The organism is Rhizobium sp. YTUHZ045 (genome assembly GCF_051124255.1).
Lineage (GTDB): Bacteria > Pseudomonadota > Alphaproteobacteria > Rhizobiales > Rhizobiaceae > Rhizobium.
Genome location: NZ_CP101433.1, coordinates 561359 through 587275 on the forward strand (window position 1 = coordinate 561359; position 25917 = coordinate 587275).

A 25917-nucleotide genomic window follows, 5' to 3' on the forward strand; every position below is an offset into this window, starting at 1 on the left:
TTTAGGCAGTCGACAGCACCTGCCATGGCTGGTCAGGATTGGAAAGTTGCCGCGAGAGCATCCAGGTGTGATGAACCTGAACGACCTTCTTCGGGTCCCCGTCAATGATCGTATTCTCGCTCGATCGGGTAAAATGGACCACTTCGGGGGAGAACAGCACTGTCACCTGGACTCTCTCCGGTTCAACGGCGACCCCCAAGATTGTCGGTGAGGGATCGCTGATCAGGATGAATTCCGAGAACTCGCGTCGTGATTGGCGCGCTTCAATCTCCTGCTCGAACGTTACAAGAACAGTGGCGTCCAGCAACGGACGCAATGTCTGAAGATCACCAGCGATGAAGGCTTTAGTCACTATTTCATAGGTCTTCGCTGCATAGCTCAGGAAGTCTTCGGCGGTGAAATCCGGATCGATATCGTGCAATACGTTTAGTGCCGACCGGGTCGAAGGTGTGCTTTCTGCATCCCGCAGTGCCAATTGTTGCTTTTTGGTTTCGCTCAGATCGCTAGACGTTTTGTAGTTCTGTGAAGCCAAGTTCACGAGCATCCAGTAGAACAGGAACAACGAAACAAGGTAGATAGTATTATTGAGGTTGATGGACTCGGTCACGGGATTGCCTCCAACGTCTGGATGCCTCCTCTCACTTAATGATCGGCAGCGAAGAAACTGGTGGCGTGGTCGTGGAGAGGAGGAAAACCATTCCAGTGTCGTCGAACCGCTGAGACACGTGCTGCACCCCTACAGGAGATCTTTGCCGCCAGGTCCCACAAACTCGATTCGAAAACCCTGAGCCCGTGCGCTTTTGATAAATCGATCCGCGCTCAAGACATCAACGGTGATCCTTCCGCCCAGACAATAACCGAACGGCTGAGCCAGTTCTGTGCGAACCCAGGCATCGGCTCGTTCCGAGCGGATTGAAATCTCCCACTGATCAACCGTTTTGCGATCGAGCGCGAGATCGCAGTTACTGTGTTGCGGCGCTGGGCATCCCGTTTCCGAATGCAGCGCTTCGCTTTTCTGATTGAAATCGGTGGGCATTGGTACGCTCCTGCCTGTTCCTACATGAGAGCCATCATGATCGTCTTGGCGGGACTGAGATCATTATCTGTTGCGATGACGTCTTTGGCTGCAAGGACATCATTCTTCGGTTTGGAGCACGGCGATCGTTCGCCTGCTGTGGGCAGTTCTCCGAACATTTCTCCGCCAAAGGATCGGATGCGCACAGCAGCTCATAGCCGTGCTTGTGACGGCATGTTGCATTGCTGCGGGATGGGCGCATACCGTCGCAGCCCAACCTTCGATGACCAATCTGTCCTGTTCCTAAATGATATGCAAACGGAACTAATTGTGGATTAACCACAAAAAAAATGCATTAAAAATGGAGCGTGTCGGCTAGGCGCGCGCTTGGCGAATGCAGGAATACACGCCGAATATTCGGTGGCACTGTCGGCCGGTTCAGTCCGATCGCGAATGGCTAAACGAACATCATTACGACGATCGCGCCGATGACGATCATGACAAGCCCCCATATCAACATGGGCAACAGACTGTTGTCCTGATCGGCCTCGGTGTTTATTTGCTTTGTTACCGGCTCATCGTCAGTTGATTTATTCATTGCTTGCCTCCATTCGAGAATAGCTGCGGCGCTCCGTGGAGGTGGTTCGCCAGCAAAAGTGGTATGGATGTCTCTCTCCTCCAGTCGATGCAGCGCGGGTCCTAAACAGACGCCGATATCCGCCCTCCGCACGCTACGCCGGAACCGGGGAACGATAGCTTTCCAGAAGAATCCCGGGGACGTCAGCGCCACCTCGGCAAAGCGTGTAGCGGTCAAGGATGATCTGGAGGAGGGCTCGCTTCGCCAAACATTCTCTCCATCGTCGCCAGGTACAGTCCACGTTGCACTGGTCTTAAAAGACCCTGACCGACACCTAAGAACTGGGTTGCCCGACATCGAAGGACCGTAAGGCTGCACCCGACGGTTCACATTTCCAGATCTGCTTCGCGCCGAGAATCCCAGATCAACGAGCAATGTCAATACATGTTTCCGGGGGGCTCTGAACTAGCGACATTCGCGCGCGAAACGGTTTTAGCTCATAAAAACTGCACTAAACTGGCGCTTTAATTCATTTGTCTGTTGCCGAGCAGACGATAGGCTTGCAGTCAATTGGCTGGGCTTACGCTTGCGTATACCGGCCGGAGAGACAAAAATCTTCGATCTTCATCAGCTAGTTTTCACTGCACTTGAGGTCAGTCAGCTGGTGATCCCTAGCAAAATCCGCGGGGTCCTTGATGCCGCGGACGAGACGAAAACAATCGGAGCATGATCACGTTATCGATGTTTCAGCAGCATCTCCTCGAGGACGACGGCGTCATTATGCTTCTCGTCATGAGCCGAGTAGACGAGCGTGACCGTGCCCTCCGCCATCAGCGCGCGCAATTGGTCGAGTTCGTCGCGATGCTCTTCAATCTCCACCATATACCGCCGGCGGAATTCCACCCAGCGGGCTGGATCATGTCCGAACCATTTCCGAAGATCGGTGCTTGGCGCGATTTCCTTCAACCAGTGATCGATCGCCGCTTCGGACTTCTTGACCCCGCGCGGCCACAGCCGGTCAACCAATACGCGGACACCGTCGTCGGCGGTCGGGGCCTCGTATGCCCGTTTCAATTTCACTCTCTCGGAGATTTGTTTGGTCATCGACTTCGATCCTCGCTGTCCGTTGTTTTAAAACATATAGGATGGGTGATCGCGACTGCGAGAGTAATATCAGCCCCTGAACCAGGATAAAGAACTCCATCAATCAGTTGATGGAGGTATTGAGGAGAAGGACAATGAAGTTTTTCATCGATACGGCCGATACTGCTGAAATCAGCGAACTCGCCGCGGCGGGCTTTGTCGACGGAGTGACCACAAACCCTTCGCTGATCGCAAAGACCGGCCGACCGTTCAAGGAGGTAATCAAGGAGATCTGCCAAGTAATCGACGGCCCGGTTTCAGCGGAAGTTACGGCGAAAGACGTCGACGGCATGATCGCGGAGGGAGAGCGCTTGGCGGGTATTGCTGCCAACGTCGCCGTCAAGGTGCCATCTACGTGGGATGGATTCAGGGCTTGCCGCGCGCTCAGCACGCGCGGGCTGACGGTCAACGTTACCCTCTGCTTTTCAGCCAACCAGGCGCTGCTTGCAGCCAAAGCGGGCGCGACCTTCATTTCCCCATTCGTTGGGAGGCTCGATGATCTAGGGTTGAATGGCATGGAGGTCGTCCGAGAAATCCGTACGATTTACGACAACGACAAGTCCCTGAAAACGGAAATTCTGGCGTCTTCAATTCGCACGGTTCTGCATGTGAAGGAGGCCGCGATAGCTGGCGCAGACATTGCGACCGTGCCGCCGGCGGTGCTTAGAAACCTCGCCAAACACCCCCTGACAGAGAAGGGTTTAGCATCCTTCCTCGCCGACTGGGATAAGACAGGGCAAGCGATCCTGTGATCGCTCAACATGGCATCGATGACAAGATCAGCAACCATCGCAGCCGACGTGATCCCCGCGCAAAAGCTCGTCCGAGTGTATTGATGAGGAAATCGCTGCCTCCTTTGGGCCTCACGCTGCTCGAGACGGCCGATGATCGGAGGTGCCCCTTGTCTAATACTCGCGGCCGCAAAACGGTGTTTTCCGTCAACTGCGGCACGGTTTGCTACACAAAAATTGCACGAAACCACCGATTAAAATCGTTTGCGCCATGCTACCGAAAAGGGAAGACTACACGTACCCCTGCTTTTGCACCTCACTCTTCCCGCAGCGCTCATTGCTCGATCGGAGGAAGTCAAATGACCTACAAGTCAATCCTACTCAATCTCAACATCGACGGTATCGTTGCCCCCGTCATTAAACTCGGCGTCGAGATGGCTCGGCGGTTCGATGCGCGGTTGATTGGGTTTTCGGCTGCCGATGTTCCGCCGCCCATCGTGATGGAAGGAGGGACGACTTTCGAAGGTGAAAGCATGATGCTCCAGCATCAGAACATCGAACGACGAATTGAGGACCTTCGCGCGGAACTCGAAGATCGGGCTGGCACAACGGTGGAGACGGAATGGCGTGGCGCGGTAGGCAATCCGACCCGTTTGCTGATCAACGCGGCGTGTGCGGCCGATCTCATCGTCACAGCCTCACCGAAGGGTTCCACTTCTGGCAACGTCCATCGTTCCGCCGATCTGGGTAATCTAATCCTTCAGGCCGGACGACCTGTATTCGTTGCCGCGAACGATCAGAAAAGTATCCGGCCCAACAAAATCATTGTTGGGTGGAAGAATACGCGTGAAGCCAGGCGCGCTGTTGTCGACGCCATGCCATTTCTGCAAATAGCTCAGGAGGTTCGTATCATTACGATCAACGAAAAAGCCACCGATGCCATTTGGAACAGCCTCAACGATGTTGTCGCCTTCCTTTCCCGCCACGGCGTTAAGGCGAAGGCGGAGATATTTCCGGAAAGATCCGACGGTGGAGCGATCGTCGATGTGGCCGATGCATTGCATGCGGACCTGATCATATCCGGCGGCTACGGCCACAGCAGGTTGAGGGAGTGGATTTTCGGTGGAGCCACCCGCTCGCTGCTCGAAAATGACCGGTTGAATCGGGTCATGTCGCATTGATCACTTGTGCAAGCGGGTGCTCGACCACGAGGTTACGACAGAAAAAGTTCTGGGTTCAGAGAGTTTCGGTTCGGCAAAATCGTTTTCTCGGCCCAACACCCCGGGTGAGTACATTCCGCGCAGAGCGACGACAAAGCGGTGGAGGTCGGGAATGGGGTGAGCTGCAACTCGGAGCCCGGTCGCGTCAACGGCGCGATCATTGCGATTCATACAGAGTACAAAAGGCACGGTGCATTCAACGGGCCGTTGGCCTCCTCGATGCAAGATCGAGCGCAACACGACGTGCCACGTGGCTTCTGCAACCGCGGCCAAGTGCTCACCCTAGTGAGCGGCGACCAAGCGGCTACCCGACCAGGACTACCCACCGAATTCTCGATAGAGTCATCATGACGCCGGCTGGTGAGGGGTAGCAGCGCCGCCCAATATGGCAGCAATCCGGTTGCGTAGATGAGGAACCAGCTCCTCCTCGTACCAAGGGTTGCGACGCAGCCAGACCGTACTGCGCCACGAGGGATGAGGCAGCGGGATCACAGCGGGACCATGATCGCGCCATGCGAGGACGGTCGCGGTCATCGAACGTCCCGAAGCGTGTTGCAACGCCCACCGTTGAGCGTAACCGCCGACAAGCAGCGTCAGTTCCACTTTCGGAAGACACGCCAGGAGCGACCGCCGCCAGAGCGCGGCGCAACGCGGCGGCGGCGGGTAGTCGCCGCCTTTCGGATTGGACCCTGGGAAGCAAAAAGCCATAGGGGCCACGCAAATTCGCGGGTCTGTATAGAACGCATTGCGATCCAACCCAAGCCACCGGCGCAAGCGATCGCCCGAGGGATCATCGAATGGAAGACCGCTCTCATGCACGCGCCGTCCCGGTGCCTGACCGCCGATCAAGAGACGCGTCTCAGTGGTTACCTGAACCACCGGGCGCGGTTCGTGGCCGAATTCCGAAGCACACGCCCGACACGCACGGATTCTCGAAAGCAACGCGTCAAGTTGCGCCTCTTCCAACCCTGCGCGTGTTTCGCGGCCCCGCAGGTCGAATTTAGTTGCAGCAGTCTCCACCGTCGCTCGGTCCTCTTGTGGCTCTACCCACTGATCGGTGCAGGTTGGCCAATGAAGAATGTAGGAACTCGGGTTGGAGTCGACCAGCTGCCACCAGCGCAGCGCGACCGTTCGCCACGCCCGGTTGCGCGCTTTAGCTTTGGCGAAGCGACAAAAACCACGGTTCGTGGGGAGTCTTAGCAACGAGATTAGTGTACTCAAATTCCAATTAATATCGTTTTTGTTGAGGGATCAGATGCCATAAGCTCGGTCTAGGTCCTTGAGCGAATGACGTCTTATGTCGGAGCGCAGCCCATCGGATTCGATCCCGTTCTGCTCGTCAAACTGTAGGTGCTTCCTGTCCGAGAAAGTCGCATCGCACGACCGGGCTGGTTTTGCCCGTGTGGCAGACCACTGACTGGCAGGCAGATTCCAGATCGTGCTGAAGGCGCGGTTGTCAGGCCAACTTAGCTTTGCCTGGGGGGAAATCAAGGTTTAACATGATGTCAGCGGCTTCCACATTTGCAAGACCAGTCTCGGTTCCACGGCCCGTTGTTCTCATTACTGGCGGAACCGGGAACCTCGGTCGTTCGGTCACTAGAGCACTTGGTCCGGACTACCGCGTCGTTGCACTCGATCGGATGGCACATGATGCAGACATCCCCGTATTTGAATTCGACATTAGATCTGACGCTTCCGTCGAGCTCGCACTTGATAGATTCCGCGATATGTTCGGCGGGCGCATCGCCAGCATCATCCATCTCATCGCCTCCTTTGACTTTTCCGGCGAAGACGACCCGCGTTACCAATCCGTCAACGTGGAAGGCACTCGTCGCCTTCTGCGCTCGTTGCAACGGTTCGATGTTGGGCAGTTCGTTTATGCAAGCACCATGCTCGTGCACGCTCCGTGCAGCCCCGGAGAGCGCATTGACGAGCGCCAGCCGATTGATCCGCGCTGGGCATACCCGAAATCAAAAGCGGCGGCCGAAGAAGTGGTCCGCGTCGAGCACGGAAAAATCCCATACGTCATTCTGCGGCTGGCAGGTGTTTACGATGAGCGCACAATGGTGCCGACGATGGCCAACCAAATTGCACGAATTTACGAGCGGGAACTCCAGAGCTATTTCTATTCCGGCAGCACCCTTGTTGGCCAATCAATGCTCCATCGCGAAGATATGGTCGACGCCTTCCGGCGCGCTGTCGAGCGCCGCGCACAGTTGCCGCTGGAAACTGCGATCCTGATCGGAGAGCCAGATGCGATTGGCTACGATGCTCTCCAGGACAAACTTGGTTATCATCTTCATGGCAAAGACGATTGGCCAACACTGCGGTTGCCGAAGTTCTTAGCTGCCGCGGGCGCGTAGATGCAAGGTAGGCTGGAGCCCCTGATACCGGATCTCATCGATCAGGGTGAGGAACCATTCATCAAGCCGTTCATGATTGGCATGGCCGATGACCACTACGCTCTCGACATTATGCGCGCGCGACCTGCTTGGCTGGGAGCCGCGACATCGGTTTACAGACGAACTGCCCCGGCTCATCGCTACGCTCAAGGCGGACCCAGCCGACTGGTATGACGCCAATCGCGTTGCACCTCCAGCGTGGTTCGGCGAGGCCGCGAGTGCCGGAAAAAACGCCGAACTTTTGAGGGCTCAGCGCAAAGCACAGATCAAAGCCGAGCACGGCGCAAGCCGCTGGGCGCATTTCGTCAATATCGGCCTCGGCACCTGGCTTCTTACGCAGTCGCCGTTGATAGATGTTTCCGAGCCGCTTCTGCGCAGGAGCGAAATGGCACTTGGCGTCGCGCTCATCGTCTGCGCCGTGCTGGCGTTGTCCTGGCGCGCGCCATGCGCGCGCTGGCTCTGCGCCGGCATCGGCGCTTTGGTCATGGCTATTCCGTTCCTGTTTTCGACCGCGAACGCCACAGCGTATCTCTCCGACACGCTCGTCGGGGCGCTGATCTTCGGCTTTGCCGTCTGCACCAAACCCGAGCCAGGTCCTTCGGCGGTGGCTGCGCTGACCGGTCCGGAAGTCCCCCCTGGGTGGAGCTACAACCCCTCGGCCTGGACGCAGCGCCTGCCCATCATCGCGCTGGCCCTGATTGGCCTCTATGTTTCGCGATATCTCGCCGATTACCAGCTCGGCTACATCCCGGAGGTATGGGATCCTTTCTTTGCTGGCGAGCCCTCTGATCCGCAAAACGGCACCGAGGAAATTATCACATCCTCGGTCTCGAAAGCCTGGCCAGTCTCCGACGCAGCCGTTGGGGGGTACGTTTATATGCTCGAAATTCTCATTGGCATCGTCGGCTCGCGTATGCGGTGGCGTACGATGCCGTGGCTGGTTGTGCTGTTCGGACTGATGATCGCACCGCTCGGCGTCACTTCGATCGTCTTCATTATCATTCAGCCCATCGTCATCGGCACGTGGAGCACCATCGCGCTGATCGGGGCGGCGGCAGTCCTTGTGCAGATTCCCTATTCGCTCGACGAACTGCTGGCGACGCTGCAATTCATGCGCCGCCGGATTAAGGTGGGCCGGAACTGGCTGCGCGTGTTCCTTTTTGGCGACACCGACGAGGTGCCGGAGAGCGGGGCGGGTCAACCCTTCCAGGACGAGTTCGACCGCTCGCCGGGGGCCGTGTTACAGAGCATCATTGGAGGCGGTGTCAGTCTCCCATGGGATCTGGCTCTTTCTGCGTTAATCGGCCTGTTCTTGCTTTTCACGCGCCTGACGCTGGGTGCCGAAGGGAAGATGGCGAATGCAGACCATGTGATCGGCGCGCTAGTTCTGACCGTAGTTTCGATCGCGGCCGCGGAAGTCGCGCGGCCCGCTCGGTACCTGAACGTGCTTCTTGGGTGCGCACTATTCATCACGCCGTTCGTCTTTGAAGCGAGCCTTGTTGGTACCCTCGCGAGCATCGCTGCCGGGGCCGCCTTGATCTTGCTCAGCGTGCGTCGAACTTCAATAAGGGAGTGTTATGGGAATTGGAATCCCCGTTGAGTAGGGCCTGCTTAGCAGTCGCTGCTTGCGGTGCCAGACACCGTATGAGATTTTCCAGAAAAGGAGCGCCAAGCAGCGGGAGTTTCTCCCTGGAGACTGCATTGGAGGTCCTCACGACCAGGAAGCCTGGCCGTGAGGTGCACCGGCGCTGACCGGACGAGGTTAAAGGCGACGATCGTTTCGGAAGGTCTCCGACTTGGTGTGAGGTTGCCGAGCGGAAGCAGATGCTCGAGGAAGAGCCTGTTTGCGCTGATGGGCGCGTTGAATCGCGATATGGCCGCCGCTTGGCTGATCGCGAGCACGCGTGCCATGTTACGGAATTTTAAGAGGACGATCACCGCGCGTTCATTGCGGCCGGCCGAATAACGAGTGAGAATAAGCGAGCTCCATTGGATAGAGACCAGTTAGAGAATGCGCGGCAACCGGTCCCATTGATGGAAAGGCGGCGGCGACGACAACTGCCACTCGAGCGTGGTTGCCCCTTCGCCCCATGGACTAGCCCCTGCCTGACGTTTTCGACTGAAAGCCTCCGCGACCGTGATAAAGAAGACAATAAGGCCGACCGTCGAAATATACGACCCGATCGACGACACGAAATTCCAACCCTCGAATGCGTCGGGATAGTCGGCGTAGCGTCGCGGCATGCCAGCCAAACCGAGAAAATGCTGGGGGAAGAAGGCGAGATTGACGCCTATCAATGTCAGCCAAAAATGCAGCGTGCTGAGCGTTTCGCTATACATGTAACCCGTCATCTTCGGGAACCAGTAATAAAAGCCGGCGAAAATAGCGAAGACGGCACCCAGCGACAGCACATAGTGAAAGTGAGCGACCACGAAGTAAGTGTCGTGAAACATGCGATCGATGCCGGGGCTCGCAACCATGATCCCGGTGACGCCTCCGATCGTGAAGAGTAGAACGAAGCCGAGAGCCCAGAGCATGGGTGTCTTGAAATCGATCGATCCGCCCCACATGGTTGCGAGCCATGAAAACACCTTAACGCCAGTCGGAACAGCGATGACCATCGAGGCGAAGGCGAAATAGCGCTGGGTGTCCATGGATAGGCCAGACGTATACATATGATGAGCCCAGACAACAAAGCCGATTGCGCCAATCGCCACCATTGCATAGGCCATGCCGAGATACCCGAAGATCGGCTTCCTGGCGAACGTCGAAATGACATGGCTGATGATCCCGAAACCAGGCAGGATCATGATGTAGACCTCGGGATGGCCGAAGAACCAGAACAGATGTTGGTAGAGGATCGGATCTCCGCCGCCGGACGGCGCGAAGAAGGTCGTCCCGAAATTGCGGTCGGTCAGAAGCATTGTGATCGCACCTGCCAGCACCGGCAGGGATATGAGAAGCATGAAGGCCGTCACCAGCATCGACCAGGCGAACAAAGGCATCTTGTGCAGCGTCATGCCAGGCGCACGCATATTGAGGATGGTCGTGATGAAGTTGATCGCGCCGAGAATCGAGGAGGCTCCTGAAAGGTGGATCGACAGGATGACGAGATCGACCGCAGGCCCGGGCTGGCCGTCCGTCGAATAGGGTGGATAAAGCGTCCAGCCGCCGCCATGGCCGAACGTGCCGGGCGCTCCTGGAACGAATATTGAGGTGATGAAAAGGATAAACGATGCCACTAGCAGCCAAAACGAGACATTGTTCAAGCGTGGAAAAGCCATGTCCGGCGCGCCGATCATGATTGGCACCATCCAATTGCCGAAACCTCCGATAAGCGCCGGCATCAGGACGAAAAAGATCATGACCAGCCCGTGGGCGCTGACGACAACGTTGTAGACACCCGGATCGTCAAATAGCTGCAGGCCCGGTTTCTGAAGCTCCATGCGGATCAACACCGAAAGTGCGGTACCAAGAACGCCAGCCATGATCGAAAATAACAGGTAGAGCGTCCCGATATCCTTGTGGTTGGTCGAGAAAAACCACCTAACGAGAAACAGGGGCTTGTGATGATCCAAGACTGGCGCTGGGTTGGACATGGTTTGCTTCCTGCTTTTCAAGCACGCCGACGACGCACGATCCAGGACGTTTCATTCCGCAATGTGCGTCTTCGGATAGATGCTCTATCGCCGGACACTGCTCGTTCCGATTGGAGCGCAGTTGATATCGGGCACTTGAGCTTGGCAGCACCAAAACTAGAAAGCAAACGCGATTAAATGCAGAATAACTACAATATTATTGCATTGAAATGGATCGCGAGCTGCCGTCGCGTCGGCACTTCTACTTTGCATGCCGTTGGGAACATCAGGAATATTGTATTGAAATCATAATCAAATTCATTTGTCACATAGATCCAGGTCGCCATATAGTTCGAGCCGCCAGAGCGGCTGTGCATCTCGATCCTGGCTGCACACATGTTGAAAACCCAATGCCGGCCGCCTCGATTGGCACCAGCGAGGGATCCGATGCATCACGGGACGAAGAAAGGCGACTATCATGAACGACCGCAATTGAGACAGGATATCATCGACGAACTCGACTTCGAACCGAGCGTTGATGCGGCGAACATCGGCGTAGCCGTCGAGAACGGCATCGTGGAATTGACCGGGCATGTTGCCACATACCTTCAGAAAACCAGGGTTGAGGATGTCGTACGCCGCGTGAAGGGCGTTACGGGTATTGCCCAGGAGGTTGAAGTTCGGCCGTTCGGCACCAATAAAACCGCCGACGACGAAATCGCGCGAAATTGAGGCAGCCGCGATCAAGGTAAATGTGCTGGACGGCCAGGTAACGCTTGAGGGCCGTGTCAACCTTTGGTCGGAACGCACTGCAGCCGAACATGCGGCATGGTCAGCACCGGGCGTGAACCTAGTGGTAGATCGGATCACAGTAGCCTGAGCCAAACTGGATGCAAAAGGGGAGCGGACCGGTCCGCTTCTCTATCCTCTTCCGTCCTGGGTCGGATTTTGATTGGGACGCATATTTTGGCTTCTTCTGTATCACCGACGTTAGCATCCTCATCAGACGGATATCTGCTTTAGCGTCACGCCATCCATCCCCAGGTTGCCGGTCGCGCCAGAGATGATGATGATGAGCCGCTGCCGCGGGTCTAGGGGACAGCACAATGCTGCTAAAAGCGACTGTCTCCAGCGAAGGTCCCAACGTTTGATGTCGCGTGCCGCAGCATTTTTTAGTTCCTATCTCCTGTCATCCCCTACGTGGGTAACGTCCGATCGGCCATCGCCTGCTCGAACTCAAGTTCGGCGCGAACTCCAGCCAAATCCCGATGAATAAATGCGGCGGCCACTTTCTCGCCGCCGCGTCGATAGGTGATCGTGCAGTCATTTTGTGCCAAGTTCCCGTCGATCTCCGTCTCGTCCCATTGTTCAGCATGACCGACGTAGGCCAGACTGAGATCGTACTGTTCTGTCCAAAAGAACGGTACGCAATCAAATCGTTGGCGTTTACCAAGCATGTTGCGGGCAGCGGTCTGACCTTGGCGCTCGGCAACCACCCAATGCTCCACTCGAAAGTTCTCGCCGGTAAGTCGGTCGGGCCATCGGGCGATGTCGCCGGCGGCGAAAATCCTCGGGATACTGGTCTCCAGGTAGGTATCGACCATTACTCCGCGATCGAGCTTCAGCCCGGCCTGCCGAGCCAATGTTAGGCTCGGGCGCACACCGATTCCTGCGACGACAAAGTCGGCTCGGAGAACCTCGCCATTCTTCAGCATGACGCCATTCGCGCCGATCGCGGCTGCCGTCGTGCCGAGGTGGAAGGTTACGCCATGGCTTTCATGAAGCGCTTGGATGTGCCGTCCGAGGTCGTCCCCGAGAACCCGTTGCATGGGGATGGCTCCGGGCCCGACGACATGCACCTCGACACCCCGAGCGCGGAGGGAGGCGGTGACTTCGAGACCAATAAAGCCCGCGCCGAGCACCACGGCCCGGCGGGACTCCACTGCGTCCGCCGTCAGGGCGTGGGCGTCCGCAAGCGTTCGTAAATGGTGGACAGGAGGGCGTCCGTCACCGGCGTTTAACCGCACCGGATCTGCCCCTGTGGCCAGCAGGAGGGCGTCGTAGGCATGTCGCGTCCCGTCTTTGAGTTCGACGTGCCGCGCCTTTGTATCTAACACGCTCACCTGCGCCCGAAGCTCGAGATCGATGTCCTGAGCCCGGTAGAATTCAGGTGAGCGCAACGGGATCGTACTTTCGGTCGCAGTCCCCGAGAGATAGCCCTTCGATAGATTGGGTCGGTCATAAGGACCTGCCTCATCGGCGCTCAGCATCGTCACACGCCCGTCGTAGCCCTCATTTCGCAGGGTTTCGGCGGCCGCGTGGCCGGCAGCGCCGCCGCCGACGATCACAATTGACCGTGGTAGACCGTCACTGGCTGGAAGCGACCGGCGCGCTACTGGGCCGCGTCGCGCCCGAACCCTTATGTGGCCATCGGTCTGCTCGACATCATAACACGGGATTGGTGAAAAAGCTGGTGCGCGGAGCGCCTCTCCGGTGCGAAGGCTGAAGCACGCATGATGCCAAGGGCAGCGAACTGTATCCTCCACCATGAGCCCGCCATCCAAAGGCGCGCCGTAGTGAGTGCACACCGACCCCACGGCGAATATTTCCTCCCCCCGGCGCGCAAGCAAAACATGCTTGTCGCCGACACGGCCGGCGAGCATGCTGCCGTCGGCAAGTTGGCTCATCGGGATGCCAATGCCGAAGTCAAATTTTTTGGGATTTATTTGCGTCGGAGCTCATAACGGCCTCTTACTGACATGGCTACACCGGCTGCAGGGCGCGATGTAAATCGCGGCGTCCAGCCAATGCGCTCGTTCATTCAAATTCGTAGCCCTGCCCAAAGGAAACGCCACCGATGACGCCTTTCTCTCGTCACTGACATGCTCCTGGCACACGAGGCGTTCAGAGAGTGCGGGAGCGCTCCGCGATCCCATTGGCTGAGCGAGCTAATTCCTCAGAGCGTAACCCAACGGAATCTATGTGACAAACGAAATATATTGACCTTTGAGTGCAATTATTCTGTTTAAAAACATTGAACTCGATGTACCTCATCGGTAACAGCCGCGACTGAAGCTTCGAGAAACCGATTTGTTCCTGAACCCCTGCGAGCATGTCTTCGATCCATCCGCTCGCACCAGAAAAGCTCCCCTGGATTGGCTAAAGGAGCCTAAACGGCCGAGCAAACCGGCCGCGCGCATGTCTCGTTCTGCGCTGATCGAGCCCTTATGGCACTCGGTCAGGTGCAACTATCCCGCCTTCATTCTCCAATATGGCGATACGTTTAGATTCAGATCTGGTAAATTTCAGACGCACACCAATGCCGCGGCCATTGTCAGAAATGAAGACCGCGCCGGCCTGTTCTAACGCCGCTTGCAAGGCAGAAACTTCCTCAACGGCTGGTTCCGCGAGTTTACTCTCAAAACGCAGGATGCTTTCGATGCTGACACCTGCCGATACTGCGAGGCGTTCGCGCGAGAAGTCGATTAGTGCGCGCGCTGCATGACATTGCGAACCGTTGATCATAATTCACCTTTCGTGCAAACATGAGCGCAACTTTCGCCCGGGCTGATTTCAATCGCGGTTAGCGACCATGGCTGCCGCAGCTACCAATCGCTGGTTTTGTGCTGCCGATCACGTATTTCCGGGCAAACCGTCTGAGGCAACCGCCAGCCCCAGAAGGGCCGTTCGAATTGGTGCGGCGGACATTTTCCCCTGGAAATATCGTCGTCCTTGAGAAAAGCAAGTTCCACTGTCGATCCCATGCTGACGACATTTCCGGTGCCAAGACGTCGGCCATCCGGGCGCTTTTGGAGCAACAAACTGCGCAAATCGCAGGCAATCTACGGCTGGATCACCCCTGATCCGTCACGCAGATGGCGATTAGTCGCATTTGTGGTTTTTGATGTGTTTCTTCTTTTCATCTGCTTCCTTACTCATTCACCTCAGGGACACCGATATGCCGGCTCCCTCTGGGACCGGCCAGTCGATCGCTCGAGGATCACCTTCTAGGATGGTGATCACCTCGTCAGCGGATTGTGCCAATCGCAGCCCCTCGCGGATCCGAGGTGCCCGAAGCATCCGGCACAGTTGTGCGAGCGTTGGCAGGAACTTGGCTGCGGCAGAGCGCGGCCAAAGCAGGGTGAAAACAAGGTCGACGGGATCGCCGTCTGCGCTGCCGAAATCAACAGGAGCGGCTAATCGGGTGAACGACGCCACAGGATTTGAAATCGAATCGAGCACGGCATGCGGGACAGCGATACCACGACCAATACCGGTTGCGCCGCCATTCTCGCGTTCCCAAAGAGCGCGGAGAACAGTCCGATCATCAGCCTCGATCCTCTGCGCAATATTAGAGGCGATTTTTGATAGCGCCGAGGGCTTCCCCTTCGTCACGACGTCAAGGAAGATGTCTTTCTCTGACAGGTTTTTGAATATCATCGTGGTTGCCTCTAAGCCGAGCCGCGCACGTGTGATCGAAGCGCATTTAGCACTCCGTCTGCAGCGGGGTGATAAGTGATTGAGATGTCGGCGGACCCGGACGCGATGCCAGTGAATTCGCGCCCGGGCTAGAGGCCTGCTTTAAGGCGTCTTGGTTCTCGAAAGAAGATATTCATAGCTCCAAAGATGGGGGGCGGTTCTTTTAAATCAAGACAACCACAGAAGCCGCGAATCTCAGTTGAGTTTGCAACCGAACGAATTGTCTACTTCCAGTCGGGGCGACGAATTGGCGAATTCTTTGTCTGTGTGACGATTGTACCGCAAGTGGTGGCGGCCACTACTCAGTGCAGAAATACTGCACTAAAATTCCATCTTATTTCGTTGGACTAATATTAACGCTAGCTTTTGAATGGCTGTGCGCGACAGATCGGAGCGGCCCATGGCTGCCGAACTTTTGGCGATCGCGAGCTAACGAAAAAGGATGTCCCCATGAAAAAGCTGCTCCTCGTACCTGTTCTAACACTTGCCACCTCCGTTTGTGCGATGGCAGCGGACGACTTCACAAAATCGCCACCGGCCGCTCCCTATCAGCAGGTTAGCAAGCTGGTGAAGTTGCCGGATTTTTTGCCTGGCATAGGCCAACTCTTCGTCGATCCGACGACACTGCCTGCCGGTCCGTTCCTTGCCTATAATCACGACGGAAAGCTTGTCAGCACGATCTATATGCTGCCGACGAAGGACCTTAACCCGGACAAGACATTCGATAATCTTGCTGCACCTGGCGGCAATGTCGACCATGTCGACGTCTACTACAATGCCGGCCATCCCGGCGTGGAAGAGCCGCATGTCCATGTGGTGCTGTGGCATATCGCAGCGGACGGCGAAGCGGGTGTCGCCAAATGACGGTCGCGCGGCGTAACGTTCTGGGCTTGGGTGGCGGGCTCCTTGCCGCCCTTACCCTGTCGCGACATGATGTGCGGGCCCAAGAGGTGGTGGAGATTAGAATGCAGGGTCGCGAAGATGGCTCGCATGTCTGGTTCGATCCGATTGGTGTTCTGATCAAGCCTGGTCAGATGATCCGATGGATCAACCAAAACCCCGGCAATTCGCATACGACCACCGCCTATCATCCGGCAAACTTCGGGAAACCGCTTCGCATTCCTGAGGCCGCAAACTCTTGGGATTCTGACTATCTCCTGCCCGACGAGAGCTTCTCCGTCACTTTCACGGAGCAAGGGGTCTATGACTACTACTGCATCCCCCATGAGCACGCTGGAATGGTCGGTCGCATTATCGTTGGGAAACCGGAAGCACATGGTAGCTGGATGGAGTCGGTCGCAGCAAGCAATGGCCTCCCGGATGAGGCCCTCAAGGCGTTCCCGATGGTCGAAGAGATAATGGCGAAGCGGATAGTGCGTCGGGCGTAAAGAGCCGCGGCGAAAGGTCGGACAGTAATTTAGCCGACGGGCGAACGACGAAGACGGTGCGGAAGGGGAATGGGAGCTTCCGGGCGACCGTCCGTGAACAAGGAGATGGGAACTATGGCAGACACGGCGCTCCAGAAAGAGAATCCGTGGCCATCGCAGGCGGCACAAGGCAGTCGCGCGCACGCGATCGAACAGCGCGAACGCGCAATGTATCGACTTTCAACCTTGGGCGAGATAACAGGCGGTATCGTCCATGATTTCAGGAATCTCCTGGCGATCATAGAATCCGGCCTGAGGCTCGCAGAAAGCGGAGCCGACCACTCGGAGAACGTGCGCGACTACATTGCGGCGGCGCGAGAAGGCGTCAATCGTGGTGTCGAGCTGACGTCCCAGTTGCTCACATTTGCGAACTACAAAGAATTCGACGTACGGGCAGGGAACTTGAATGAGCTCATCAACTCTTTCGAGCCGATCCTTAAATATGGGGCCGGAACAAATTTCCTTGTCCGGCTCGCACTTGGTTCGGGCGTGCCGAACTGCCTGGTCGATCCGTCGCTGTTCGACGCAGCCCTGCTCAATCTGGTGCTCAATGCCCGTGACTCCATGCCAAGCGGCGGTGAAATATCGGTCATTACAAAGCGTTTTGTCCAGACGGACATTGCAATCAGCGAGCCACCGCCGGGAACCTATGCGTGCCTTCAGGTCAAAGACCACGGCTGCGGGATGGACTCAGATCTATTGCAGAAGGTCCTGGATCCCTTCTTTACGACCAAGGGCGAGAATGGCACCGGGATGGGGTTAGCCCAAGTGCATGCGACTATGCAGTGGGTTGGCGGTTATCTACGCATTACCAGCGAGCGGGGATCCGGAACCACGGTCGATCTCCTGTTTCCATCGATCTGAGTCGCCGTTTAGGGCTGTTGGTCGCCTCTAGAGATCGCATGTAATCCGGTCAATGCAGCGCCTACGACACTCTCGTCGGCATTCGCAGACCTCACTGCGTAAACTGGATACGAATATTGCGGCATTTCAGGTACCAGGTGGAGCTGCCCAGCCGCAATATGCGGCTCAACAGCGCTCATCCTGAAATATCCGGAGCCCCCGCTCATCAAAACATAGCTGAGGGCCAGCGTGCCAAGATCAAACGACAGGTTTGGTGTGACATCTGGGAAGTTCATGTCGTGGTGCAGCGCAAAATCTGGTCCCCAATCCATGTGGACGTAGTTCGCCTCCTCAAGGCGTTCGACTTCGGGGTGTGTCGTTACCAACACGAGCTTTTCTTCCATCAGTAAATCGATTTTAAGGCCCGGGCGATGCTGCGGCGCATACATGATCGCCACGTCCACTATCCCTGAAGCGACCTGATTGATCAGGTCTTGGGGCACGTCGACGTGCACACGAAGCGCGATATCAGGGAGAGTCTGACGAAACCATCTGACCCAGTTCAGCAAGAGCGGTTGCGCAAGCGTGACTTCGCTGCCTATCGTTAACACCGCTCGGTGCCCCGCCGGTACTGCGACCTGTTGACGAGTGCGCTGCCACAACTGGACGAACGCCGGTGCGTGGCGCAGAAACTGCTCGCCCGCCGGTGTGAGAGACGCTCCAGCCTTGTTTCGAACGAAAAGTGGCCGCCCAAGTAATTGTTCTAAATTGCGAATTCTGGCGCTCACCGTCGTTTGGGCGACATTCAAGCGTTCAGCGGCGCGAACAAAGCTACCCGTTGAAACTATTTCCAGAAATGTACGGGCGAGCTCAATATCCATCGACATATAGCATTAAAACTGCGCTCAAATGTCAATCAACTTCGTTCGCCAAAACCGAGACGAGGGTAAGTTTCGGTGAACCTATCTCCCGTGCAACGACGCCACTTGCTGGTCACGTGGTGCGGTGCAGCCGCTCGCTGCAAGCGGTGGCGGGGCAGGTGGCGGAAATGAGCCTTCGCGGCCGACAGCGCCTGGTCGCATCATCTCTGGGTCGCACAGCATCGCCGTCGTCAGGATCATCAAGGCATCCGCATTCGCTTGCGCGCCCCCGGTGCCCTCGACTTGACTCGGCGTTGCTCGCGGGCGAAGATGCCGCCATGAAGACCAGCGACACATTTTCCTGCTCTGGCATCCGGATCTGCTCTATCGCAGAGCACTAGACCCGGACCGGGTTCTGTCGCTCCCGCGTCTTGGGTTCAATTTACATAGCTCCTGCTTTGTTACGCGACGAGTTTGCGAAACCGCGACTTGTGCTGGAACATTCCAGTTAGTCTGCGGTCGCGAATAACGTGGCCATGCGGTCGGCAAAGCCTGCCGCTGACGTGCCGGGTCCGCATCGAGCGACCGACGCGTCTCAGATCATGGGAATAAGAAACATGTTCAATCCTTCGCTAGAGGTATCGTGCGGCTCGGTTGTCAACCCGATACCAAGTCATATTGTCTTTGCCACTGACTTCACGGCGCGATGTGATCGTGCGCAGGAGCGCGCGGTGCAGCTTGCCATCGAGTGGAATGCCAGCCTTACAGCTGTTCATGCAATCGACGATGCCGGCATGAGTGCGAATGCCTCGCTCCGCGATGCTCATCACGTCGCTGCTCGTCGAAACGCCAAGCGCCTTCGCGAAGACTTGGCAGGGATCGAGGGTCTCCGCTCGTTCGTTCACGTCGAAAGCGGAAGCCCTGCAACGGTAGTTCAGGCACTGGCGACGAGAGAGCGGGCTGATCTGATCGTCACCGGCCTGGCACGAAGCATGATACTGGGTGTGCTGCCCATGGGCAGCACTGTCATGGCTCTGGCGCGCTCATCACGTGTGCCGGTGCTCGTGGTGAAGAAGAAGCTCCTGGATACAAGGTCACGTACGTTGGTCGCCACCGACCTAACGGAGTCGTCTTGCGCCGCTCTACAGGTTGCCCTGAATTGGTTTCCCAATGGCCAGCATGGACTTTTTCACGTAATCGATCCGCCTTACCGGATGTGGGCGGAAGACAGGGCGGCTTACGTGCGTCAAGTTGAACAGTTCGCCATCGGTGAATGCGCGCGGTTCGCCGTCGAAGCCGCCGGCGCGGGCGCGCGGGACAAGTTCGATATCACCGTGAGGAATGGTGACGTGGTGGACGCTCTGCGCCCCGTGGTTAACGAGGGTGACCTCGATCTTGTGATTATTGGGACCCATCGTCGCACAGACGTGATGAATCTCCTCCTGGGCAGCGTGGCAGCTCGAATTGTGAACCAAATCGAGAGTGATGTGCTGGTGGTTCCTGGTAGTTCTCGGTGACCCCCCGAAGTGCCAATTTTGCGCTGCGGAGTAGGCGATGAGTTTGCCCAAGCCCGATACTGAGACGCGCACCATCGAGAAACGCGCGTGGGGCAACCTCTAATGTCATGGCCCCTGCATGCCTTCCATGTGTGACGTCAGGGTTCGACGTCGCCACTCCGCCGCGGCACGTCGGGATTCCTTTCGAACCTGTCCCGATATAGCGCCGCCCTCGCAAGAAGCATCAGGGTTATCGGAGTAGTCACAGTGATGAAAACTCCGATCAGCACTTCGTGCACTATCAGGCGACCCCCGGCCACGCTGAAGAACAGGATGGAAGCGGTCATGATGCCGCCGGTTCCCCAACTCGTTGAGAGGGTTGGAGCGTGAATGCGCTCATAGAAAGTAGGCAGCCTCGCGAAACCGATCGCCCCGATCAAGGCCAACCCCGCCCCAACGAGAACGAAGAATGCGATGACAAGAGCCAACCAAATGGGGGTGTCGGCAGCGGAATACGTCATTCGATCACTTCCCCGCGCATCAGGAACTTGGCCATGGAAACGCTCCCAACGAAGCCAAGCAGGGCGATCACGAGGGAGGCTTCGAAGTACACTGTCTTTCCGGTGGCAATACCGAAGAGTGACAGAAGCAGCATTGAGTTGACGTAGAGGGCGTCGAGCCCGAGGATTCGATCCTGCGCGCGGGGCCCGTAGAACATTCGAACAGACAATATGGCAATGGCGATCGTCAGCATCAGTTGGGCAAGGCTGACCGCGGTGAGTATGATCATCATGCTCATGAGAAAATCTCCAGCAGCAGCGTTTCGTAGCGGGTTTTGAGACGATCCCGCCATTCGTCCTCGTCAACGAGATCCAGGACATGAAGCAGAACCGAACTGTTGCGCGAGTCGTATTCGAGCCAGGCGGAGCCCGGAGTGCCCGTCACTATGATGGCAAGGACCGCGAGAGCGGTAGGATCTTTCAGCTCAAGTGGGACATTGACGAACGCAGGCCGGTGCCCCGCTGTTCGTCCTCGTAGAATGACGGCGCTCGCGCTGATGTTCGAGCGAATGATGTCGAGCATCACGACGCCGAAAAGCTTTGGAAGGAGATACCATTTGCGTAACTTCGGCTTATCCGGTCGCAACGCAGCCAATGCCCAGGTGGAACACACTGCGACGATGCTGCCAAGCAGCAACTGGCCGATCGTGACGCCATTGAGAAGGACCCACATCCCCAATAAGGAAATCGTCAGTAGCGGGTACGGAAACATGTCAACCCCCTGGAGCCGATTGGCGATCGCGCCAAGACTGTTGAGGAACCACGCGTTTGACAGCCTCGATATAGACCTGAGGATCGGCTATCTCCCGCACGGTCGCATCCGAATAGGCAAGCGCCGGTCCGGCTTTAACGGCCAAGGTAGCAGTGATCGACAGGATCAGCATTATCGGGACAATTTCCAAAACGAGCACTCGCGGCACCGTCCCCTCAATCGAGCTCCAGAATGTGCGGATCCCAGCGCGCGTGAACGCAATGAGCGTTGCAAGGCCGCCGAGGATGATAAGGAAGACGAATAGCATCGCAGGCTCCGTGCCGGCTCCCGCAGACCCGGGTCCGACCAATGCGGAGAGCATGATGAATTTCGCGACAAAGCCTGATAGGGGAGGGAGGCCAGACAGAAGAACGGCACAGGCGGCAAAGCAGACACCCAGTATAGCCATTGTCGCCGGCATAGTGGCTCCTTGGCCTTCCTCGGATACCTCATTGTCGGCATCGCCGTAGAGTTCCATCGTCACTGCCAAAACAGAAGCCCCCGCGTCCTGGCCTCTCTCGACAAGTTCCACCAGCATGAAGAATGCTCCGAGCGTCAGGGTGGAACTAACGAGGTATAGAAGCGCTCCCGAAGTTGCCGCCCCATTGTTCAACCCAATGACCGCTAAAAGGGTACCCGAAGACACGAGGACAGAATATGCGCCCATCCGTCCAAGCGCCTGCGACGCCAGAACCCCGATCGTGCCAAATGCCAGGGAAGCCAATCCCCCGTAAAGTAGCACTTCGGAGCCGAAGCCAGCGGAGGGTCCCTCGGAAAACATGAGCATCGTCAGCCGCAGGATGATGTAGATCCCCACCTTGCTCATCAAAGTGAGAATTGCGGCGACCGGAGCTGCGGCAACACTGTAGGCGCTGGGGAGCCAGAAGCAGATCGGCCACATGCCCGCCTTGATGAGAAATGCAACACCGAGAACCGCTGCTCCCGCTTCCAACAGCACTCGACGATCGGGTTCGATCGTTGGCAGCCGTTCTGCAAGATCGGCCATGTTCAGCGTTCCCGCGGTGCCGTAAACAAGACTCACACCGATCAGGAAGAGGAGGGCAGCAGCAAGGTTTACGGCAATGTAGTGCATTCCGGCCTTGACCCGAAGGGTCCCCGAGCCGTGCAGGACCAGCCCGTAGGATGCCGCCAGCATCACCTCGAAAAACACGAAGAGGTTGAACAGATCCCCTGTCAGGAAAGCGCCGTTCAGGCCCATAAGAAGGAACTGGAACAGGCTGTGGAAGTGTGCTCCGGCGGAGTGCCAGCGAGCCAGCGAAAAGGTTAGCACAGGCACTGCGAGGATTGCCGTTAGGCCCACCATGAGGGCAGACAGGCGATCGATCACGAGGACGATGCCGAATGGAGCCGCCCAGTTGCCTAGCAGGTAGACGCCTTGAAAAGTGCTTTCCCTAACATCCTCCATCAACAGGAGGGCGGCAACCGCTAGTGCCACGGTCCCGGCCATACTGACGAGCGCTTTTGCTGACCGGTGGCGGTCAGGAATGAACAGAAGGCCGGCACCAAAGATGAGGGGGATCAGGATAGGTAGAATTACCAGATGCTGCGACCAAGCGATCATCGCGGATCGTTCCTTCCATCGACATGGTCGCTGCCTGTCAGTCCGCGCGAGGCGAGCAGGACAACCAGGAACAGTGCAGTAGTGGCGAAACTTATGACGATTGCTGTAAGGACAAGAGCCTGCGGAACAGGATCCGCCAGCGTTGCGACCGAAACGCCGTCGGCTAGGATCGGTGGCTTGTCCGCCTTTACGCCTCCCACTCCGAAGATGAACAAGTTTACTGCATATGACAGTAGCGAGAGGCCGACGATCACCTGATAGGTTCGCGGCCGGAGTATGAGCCAGACACCGCAGGCGGTTATGAAACCTATTGCAGTGGCCAGGACAAGCTCCATCATTCTGCTCGCTCCCGGGAATCATCCAACGCTCGTATCCGATTGATCCTGATCGATTGATGGGCGAGCCCGACGAGAATGAGCACAGTTGAGCCCACGACCAAAAGAAAAACGCCGAGGTCGAAGATCATCGCGGTCGCCGCCGGCACCGTACCGACGAGCGGGAGTTCCAAGTAGCGTGAATGCGAGGTTAAAAAGGGGTAGCCGAACAACCAGGCACCAATGCCTGCGCCTCCCGCGGTAATCAGTCCGGAACCCATCCAGCGCAGTGGCAAGACACGGAGGCGCTCCTCGGCCCAGCGTGTGCCACCGGAGAGATATTGCAGCAGGAATGCGATCGACATTGTCAGACCTGCGGAAAATCCGCCACCGGGCAGGTCGTGGCCGCGGATGAACACATAGACCGCCAATGTGATGATGACCGGAAACAGCCATTGCATGATGACTGAGGGCACGAGCAAGTAGTCACGTACGGTGTCCCCTAAGTGACGGTCCGGCTGCTTTGCGTCGAACAGAGATTGGACTTGCTGCTGTTCGGGCGGAGCGAGGCTATCCGGCGCGGGCCGGAAGCGGCGAAGGAGGGCGTAGACGGTGAGGGCAACAATCCCGAGAACGGTGATTTCCCCGAGCGTGTCGAAGCCTCGGAAATCGACGAGGATCACATTGACGACATTGCGGCCACCCCCTTGGCTATAGGCATTGTCGAGGAAGAAGTTAGAAATTGCGTCTGGCACTGTCATTGTCATCACGGCGTAGGAGATGAAGGCCATGCCAACACCGCAGACGGCGGCAAGCAGGAAGTCTCGGAACCGTCGGAACCGGGCACTGAAAGTCATCTCTTTTCTTAGAGCCGCTACTCGCTTCGGCAACCATCGTAGTCCGAGAAGAATGAGAACGGTGGTCACGATCTCGACGAGTAACTGGGTAAGGGCAAGATCCGGTGCCGAGAGCCAGAGAAATGTGATGCACACGATCAATCCAACCCCGCCCAGCATCACCAGAGCTGCCAGTCGGTGGTACTTTGCAAAGTAGGCCGTTCCAAGCGCCAGGCAGCAGCCGATCATCCAGATCCCGAGAAATGGGACGTTGAGGTCGGATTGAGATATCGATCGCGACTGAAAACCGGCGATGTAGAGCGGGAAAAGAGCGGCCAGGAGACCGAGAAACGTAATCCATCTGAGCTGCGGTTGCAGCCTCCTTGTCCCAAGCCAGATCTCCAAGCTTCTTGCCCAGCGCCATGAGACAGTCACGAGGACCCTCTCGAATATCCGTTGACCGGCAAAGTGCCGGAACAGGGGAGTACCGTCGCAGCGCTCGAAATATTTCCGGAAGCCCACAAAGATCGCGTACCCGCCCGAAAGCGCAACGAGGCTCATCAGGAACGGAATGTTCAATCCGTGCCATAGCGAAAGGCTGTATTGCGGCGTTGACCCGCCAAGAACACTAATAGCCGCGGCATGCAGGAAAGGGCCAATCGTCAGGTTTGGCACGATGCCAACAACGAGGCAGGCAATGACCAGGAATTCGATGGGGAAGCGCATCCAACGTGGTGGTTCGTGCGGGTGTTGGTTAGGGAGGTCAGTTGGAGGCGGTCCGAAGAAAACCGAATAGATGAATCTGATTGAATAGGCCACGCTGAAGGCGCTCGCTAAAACGGCGAGGTATGGTGTCGCAGTATCGAGCCACGAGTGGGCATGTGTCTCCACCGCTTCAGCGAAGAACATTTCCTTGGATAGGAAGCCGTTGAGGAGGGGGACGCCCGCCATGGCTGCGCTGGCGACCATGGCAAGCCGGCCGGTGATGGGTAGATGGCGCAACAGGCCGCTGAGACGGCGCATGTCGCGTGTGCCGGTTTCGTGGTCGATAATCCCGGCTGCCATGAACAGCGATGCCTTGAAAGTGGCATGATTTACCATGTGAAAGATGGCGGCGACCGTGGCAAGCGGGCTTCCCAGGCTAAGGAGCGTGGTGATCAGTCCTAGATGGCTAATCGTCGAATAGGCCAGCAGCCCTTTGAGATCCTGCTGGAACATCGCAAAATAGGCACCGAGTAGAAGCGTCGAAACCCCTGCGAGACCGACGAGCATGAACCAATCGTAGGTTCCCGAAAGCGCCGGGGAAAGGCGCGCCAGCAGGAACACGCCCGCTTTAACCATCGTCGCGGAGTGAAGATAGGCCGAAACGGGCGTTGGCGCAGCCATCGCATTCGGCAGCCAGAAATGGAACGGGAATTGCGCGCTCTTTGTGAAAGCGCCAACAAGGATCAAGACCAGGGAAGTCAGATAAAGTGGATGAGCTTTGATCACGTGCGCCGAGGAGAGGATGACGTCGAGGTCATAACTTCCGGCGATGTTGCCAAGGATCACCAACCCGACCAGCAGGCAGAAACCACCGGTCGCAGTCACGGTCAAAGCCATTCGCGCGCCATCGCGTGCCGCAGGGTTCTGGTTCCAGTAGCTGATCAGGAGGAACGAAGTGAGGCTCGTCAGTTCCCAGAACACGGAGAGCAGGATGACGTTGCCAGAAAGGATAACTCCGAGCATCGATCCCATAAACGCCAGGAGAAAAGAGAAAAACCGAGGTACCGGATCCTCTTCAGACATATAGTAGCGGGCATAGAGGACGACCAGGACCCCGATGATCGAGACCATCATCGCGAACATCCACGCGAATGCATCCAGCCGCAGAGTGAAGTTAACGCCAACCTGAGGTAGCCACTCGATCTCGAACCTAAACACGCTCCCGTTCGAAACGAGCGGATAGAGAGCGGCCGTGAAAACCACGACAGTTGCGGTCATGAACCCGGCGATGGAAGCAGGCAGGGCGCTCGAACCCGTTCGGAGCAAAAATGCCGTCAGCAAGCTCCCTGCGAAAGGCAGGATGACGATCAGCATGAGAACCGTCGATGCTGCATTTA

24 protein-coding genes and 1 pseudogene are annotated in these 25917 nt (G+C 57.1%); 9 read left to right on the plus strand and 16 right to left on the minus strand.

Going from position 1 to position 25917, the window contains the following annotated elements; all coding sequences use genetic code 11:
* Position 1: 1 nt before the first annotated feature.
* The 4 genes from NMA58_RS24910 to NMA58_RS24925 form a co-directional block, all read right to left on the minus strand.
* Complete coding sequence (locus NMA58_RS24910; protein WP_434713555.1) at positions 2-607, minus strand: Tim44/TimA family putative adaptor protein; 606 nt, start codon at positions 605-607, stop codon at positions 2-4.
* A 129-nt stretch (positions 608-736) separates the two neighbouring features.
* The gene (locus tag NMA58_RS24915) at positions 737-1036 is read right to left on the minus strand and encodes a hypothetical protein (RefSeq protein ID WP_434713556.1); all 300 of its coding nucleotides are present in this window, start codon (positions 1034-1036) and stop codon (positions 737-739) included.
* Positions 1037-1472: 436 nt separating this feature from the next.
* Positions 1473-1829 (minus strand): hypothetical protein, encoded by a 357-nt coding sequence (locus NMA58_RS24920; protein WP_434713557.1) that lies wholly within the window; start codon positions 1827-1829, stop codon positions 1473-1475.
* A gap of 498 nt (positions 1830-2327) precedes the next feature.
* On the minus strand, positions 2328-2696 hold the full coding sequence (locus tag NMA58_RS24925) for a DUF488 domain-containing protein (protein WP_434713558.1): 369 nt from the start codon (positions 2694-2696) through the stop codon (positions 2328-2330).
* A 134-nt stretch (positions 2697-2830) separates the two neighbouring features.
* Between NMA58_RS24925 and fsa the strand changes: the two genes are divergently transcribed.
* Both fsa and NMA58_RS24935 read left to right on the plus strand, forming a co-directional pair.
* Entirely contained in the window at positions 2831-3487 is a 657-nt protein-coding gene (gene fsa, locus NMA58_RS24930; protein WP_434713559.1) for a fructose-6-phosphate aldolase, read from the plus strand.
* Positions 3488-3825: 338 nt separating this feature from the next.
* On the plus strand, positions 3826-4647 hold the full coding sequence (locus NMA58_RS24935) for a universal stress protein (RefSeq protein ID WP_434713560.1): 822 nt from the start codon (positions 3826-3828) through the stop codon (positions 4645-4647).
* Positions 4648-5031: 384 nt separating this feature from the next.
* Here NMA58_RS24935 and NMA58_RS24940 read toward each other — a convergent pair whose 3' ends face one another.
* Entirely contained in the window at positions 5032-5652 is a 621-nt protein-coding gene (locus NMA58_RS24940) for a uracil-DNA glycosylase family protein (RefSeq protein ID WP_434714379.1), read from the minus strand.
* Between the two features lie 536 nt (positions 5653-6188).
* Between NMA58_RS24940 and NMA58_RS24945 the strand changes: the two genes are divergently transcribed.
* Together NMA58_RS24945 and NMA58_RS24950 are read left to right on the plus strand one after the other, a co-directional pair.
* Positions 6189-7049, plus strand: a complete 861-nt coding sequence (locus NMA58_RS24945; RefSeq protein WP_434714381.1) for an NAD-dependent epimerase/dehydratase family protein — start codon at positions 6189-6191, stop codon at positions 7047-7049.
* An 88-nt stretch (positions 7050-7137) separates the two neighbouring features.
* On the plus strand, positions 7138-8688 hold the full coding sequence (locus NMA58_RS24950) for a vitamin K epoxide reductase family protein (protein WP_434713562.1): 1551 nt from the start codon (positions 7138-7140) through the stop codon (positions 8686-8688).
* Positions 8689-9092: 404 nt separating this feature from the next.
* On the opposite strand, the gene ctaD is transcribed toward NMA58_RS24950, so the two are convergent.
* Complete coding sequence (gene ctaD / locus NMA58_RS24955; protein ID WP_434713564.1) at positions 9093-10688, minus strand: cytochrome c oxidase subunit I; 1596 nt, start codon at positions 10686-10688, stop codon at positions 9093-9095.
* A gap of 426 nt (positions 10689-11114) precedes the next feature.
* Between ctaD and NMA58_RS24960 the strand changes: the two are divergent.
* Positions 11115-11547, plus strand: a pseudogene (locus NMA58_RS24960) (BON domain-containing protein).
* A 316-nt stretch (positions 11548-11863) separates the two neighbouring features.
* Here NMA58_RS24960 and NMA58_RS24965 read toward each other — a convergent pair.
* From NMA58_RS24965 to NMA58_RS24975, 3 genes are all read right to left on the minus strand, one after another.
* The gene (locus NMA58_RS24965; protein ID WP_434713565.1) at positions 11864-13354 is read right to left on the minus strand and encodes an FAD-dependent oxidoreductase; all 1491 of its coding nucleotides are present in this window, start codon (positions 13352-13354) and stop codon (positions 11864-11866) included.
* A 538-nt stretch (positions 13355-13892) separates the two neighbouring features.
* Entirely contained in the window at positions 13893-14192 is a 300-nt protein-coding gene (locus NMA58_RS24970) for a helix-turn-helix domain-containing protein (protein ID WP_434713567.1), read from the minus strand.
* Between the two features lie 414 nt (positions 14193-14606).
* Positions 14607-15107, minus strand: a complete 501-nt coding sequence (locus tag NMA58_RS24975; RefSeq protein ID WP_434713568.1) for a PTS sugar transporter subunit IIA — start codon at positions 15105-15107, stop codon at positions 14607-14609.
* Between the two features lie 489 nt (positions 15108-15596).
* On the opposite strand from NMA58_RS24975, the gene NMA58_RS24980 reads away from it, so the two are divergent.
* The 3 genes from NMA58_RS24980 (at position 15597) to NMA58_RS24990 (ending at position 17437) form a co-directional block, all read left to right on the plus strand.
* Complete coding sequence (locus NMA58_RS24980) at positions 15597-16010, plus strand: DUF5602 domain-containing protein (protein WP_434713569.1); 414 nt, start codon at positions 15597-15599, stop codon at positions 16008-16010.
* Between the two features lie 101 nt (positions 16011-16111).
* On the plus strand, positions 16112-16534 hold the full coding sequence (locus NMA58_RS24985) for a plastocyanin/azurin family copper-binding protein (RefSeq protein WP_434713570.1): 423 nt from the start codon (positions 16112-16114) through the stop codon (positions 16532-16534).
* 114 nt (positions 16535-16648) lie between these two features.
* Entirely contained in the window at positions 16649-17437 is a 789-nt protein-coding gene (locus NMA58_RS24990) for an ATP-binding protein (protein WP_434713571.1), read from the plus strand.
* An 8-nt stretch (positions 17438-17445) separates the two neighbouring features.
* Here the strand turns inward: NMA58_RS24990 and NMA58_RS24995 are convergent, their stop codons facing one another.
* On the minus strand, positions 17446-18297 hold the full coding sequence (locus NMA58_RS24995; RefSeq protein ID WP_434714382.1) for a LysR family transcriptional regulator: 852 nt from the start codon (positions 18295-18297) through the stop codon (positions 17446-17448).
* Between the two features lie 596 nt (positions 18298-18893).
* On the opposite strand from NMA58_RS24995, the gene NMA58_RS25000 reads away from it, so the two are divergent.
* Positions 18894-19793 (plus strand): universal stress protein, encoded by a 900-nt coding sequence (locus NMA58_RS25000; protein WP_434713572.1) that lies wholly within the window; start codon positions 18894-18896, stop codon positions 19791-19793.
* A gap of 137 nt (positions 19794-19930) precedes the next feature.
* Here NMA58_RS25000 and mnhG read toward each other — a convergent pair whose 3' ends face one another.
* From mnhG to NMA58_RS25030, 6 genes are read right to left on the minus strand one after another with little or no spacing between them, the layout of a single operon-like run.
* Positions 19931-20293, minus strand: coding sequence for a monovalent cation/H(+) antiporter subunit G (mnhG, locus tag NMA58_RS25005; protein ID WP_434713573.1), 363 nt, complete (start codon positions 20291-20293; stop codon positions 19931-19933).
* Complete coding sequence (locus NMA58_RS25010; RefSeq protein WP_434713575.1) at positions 20290-20571, minus strand: K+/H+ antiporter subunit F; 282 nt, start codon at positions 20569-20571, stop codon at positions 20290-20292. Before NMA58_RS25010 ends, mnhG begins: the two co-directional genes overlap by 4 nt.
* A complete protein-coding gene (locus NMA58_RS25015) occupies positions 20568-21044 on the minus strand; it encodes a Na+/H+ antiporter subunit E (RefSeq protein WP_434713576.1) in 477 nt (158 codons plus the stop codon). The genes NMA58_RS25010 and NMA58_RS25015 overlap by 4 nt, the downstream gene beginning before the upstream one ends.
* Before the next feature lies 1 nt (position 21045).
* On the minus strand, positions 21046-22665 hold the full coding sequence (locus tag NMA58_RS25020) for a monovalent cation/H+ antiporter subunit D (protein WP_434713578.1): 1620 nt from the start codon (positions 22663-22665) through the stop codon (positions 21046-21048).
* Complete coding sequence (locus NMA58_RS25025; RefSeq protein ID WP_434714384.1) at positions 22662-23000, minus strand: Na+/H+ antiporter subunit C; 339 nt, start codon at positions 22998-23000, stop codon at positions 22662-22664. Before NMA58_RS25025 ends, NMA58_RS25020 begins: the two co-directional genes overlap by 4 nt.
* Positions 23000-25894, minus strand: a complete 2895-nt coding sequence (locus NMA58_RS25030) for a monovalent cation/H+ antiporter subunit A (RefSeq protein WP_434713579.1) — start codon at positions 25892-25894, stop codon at positions 23000-23002. The genes NMA58_RS25025 and NMA58_RS25030 overlap by 1 nt, the downstream gene beginning before the upstream one ends.
* Positions 25895-25917: the final 23 nt, after the last annotated feature.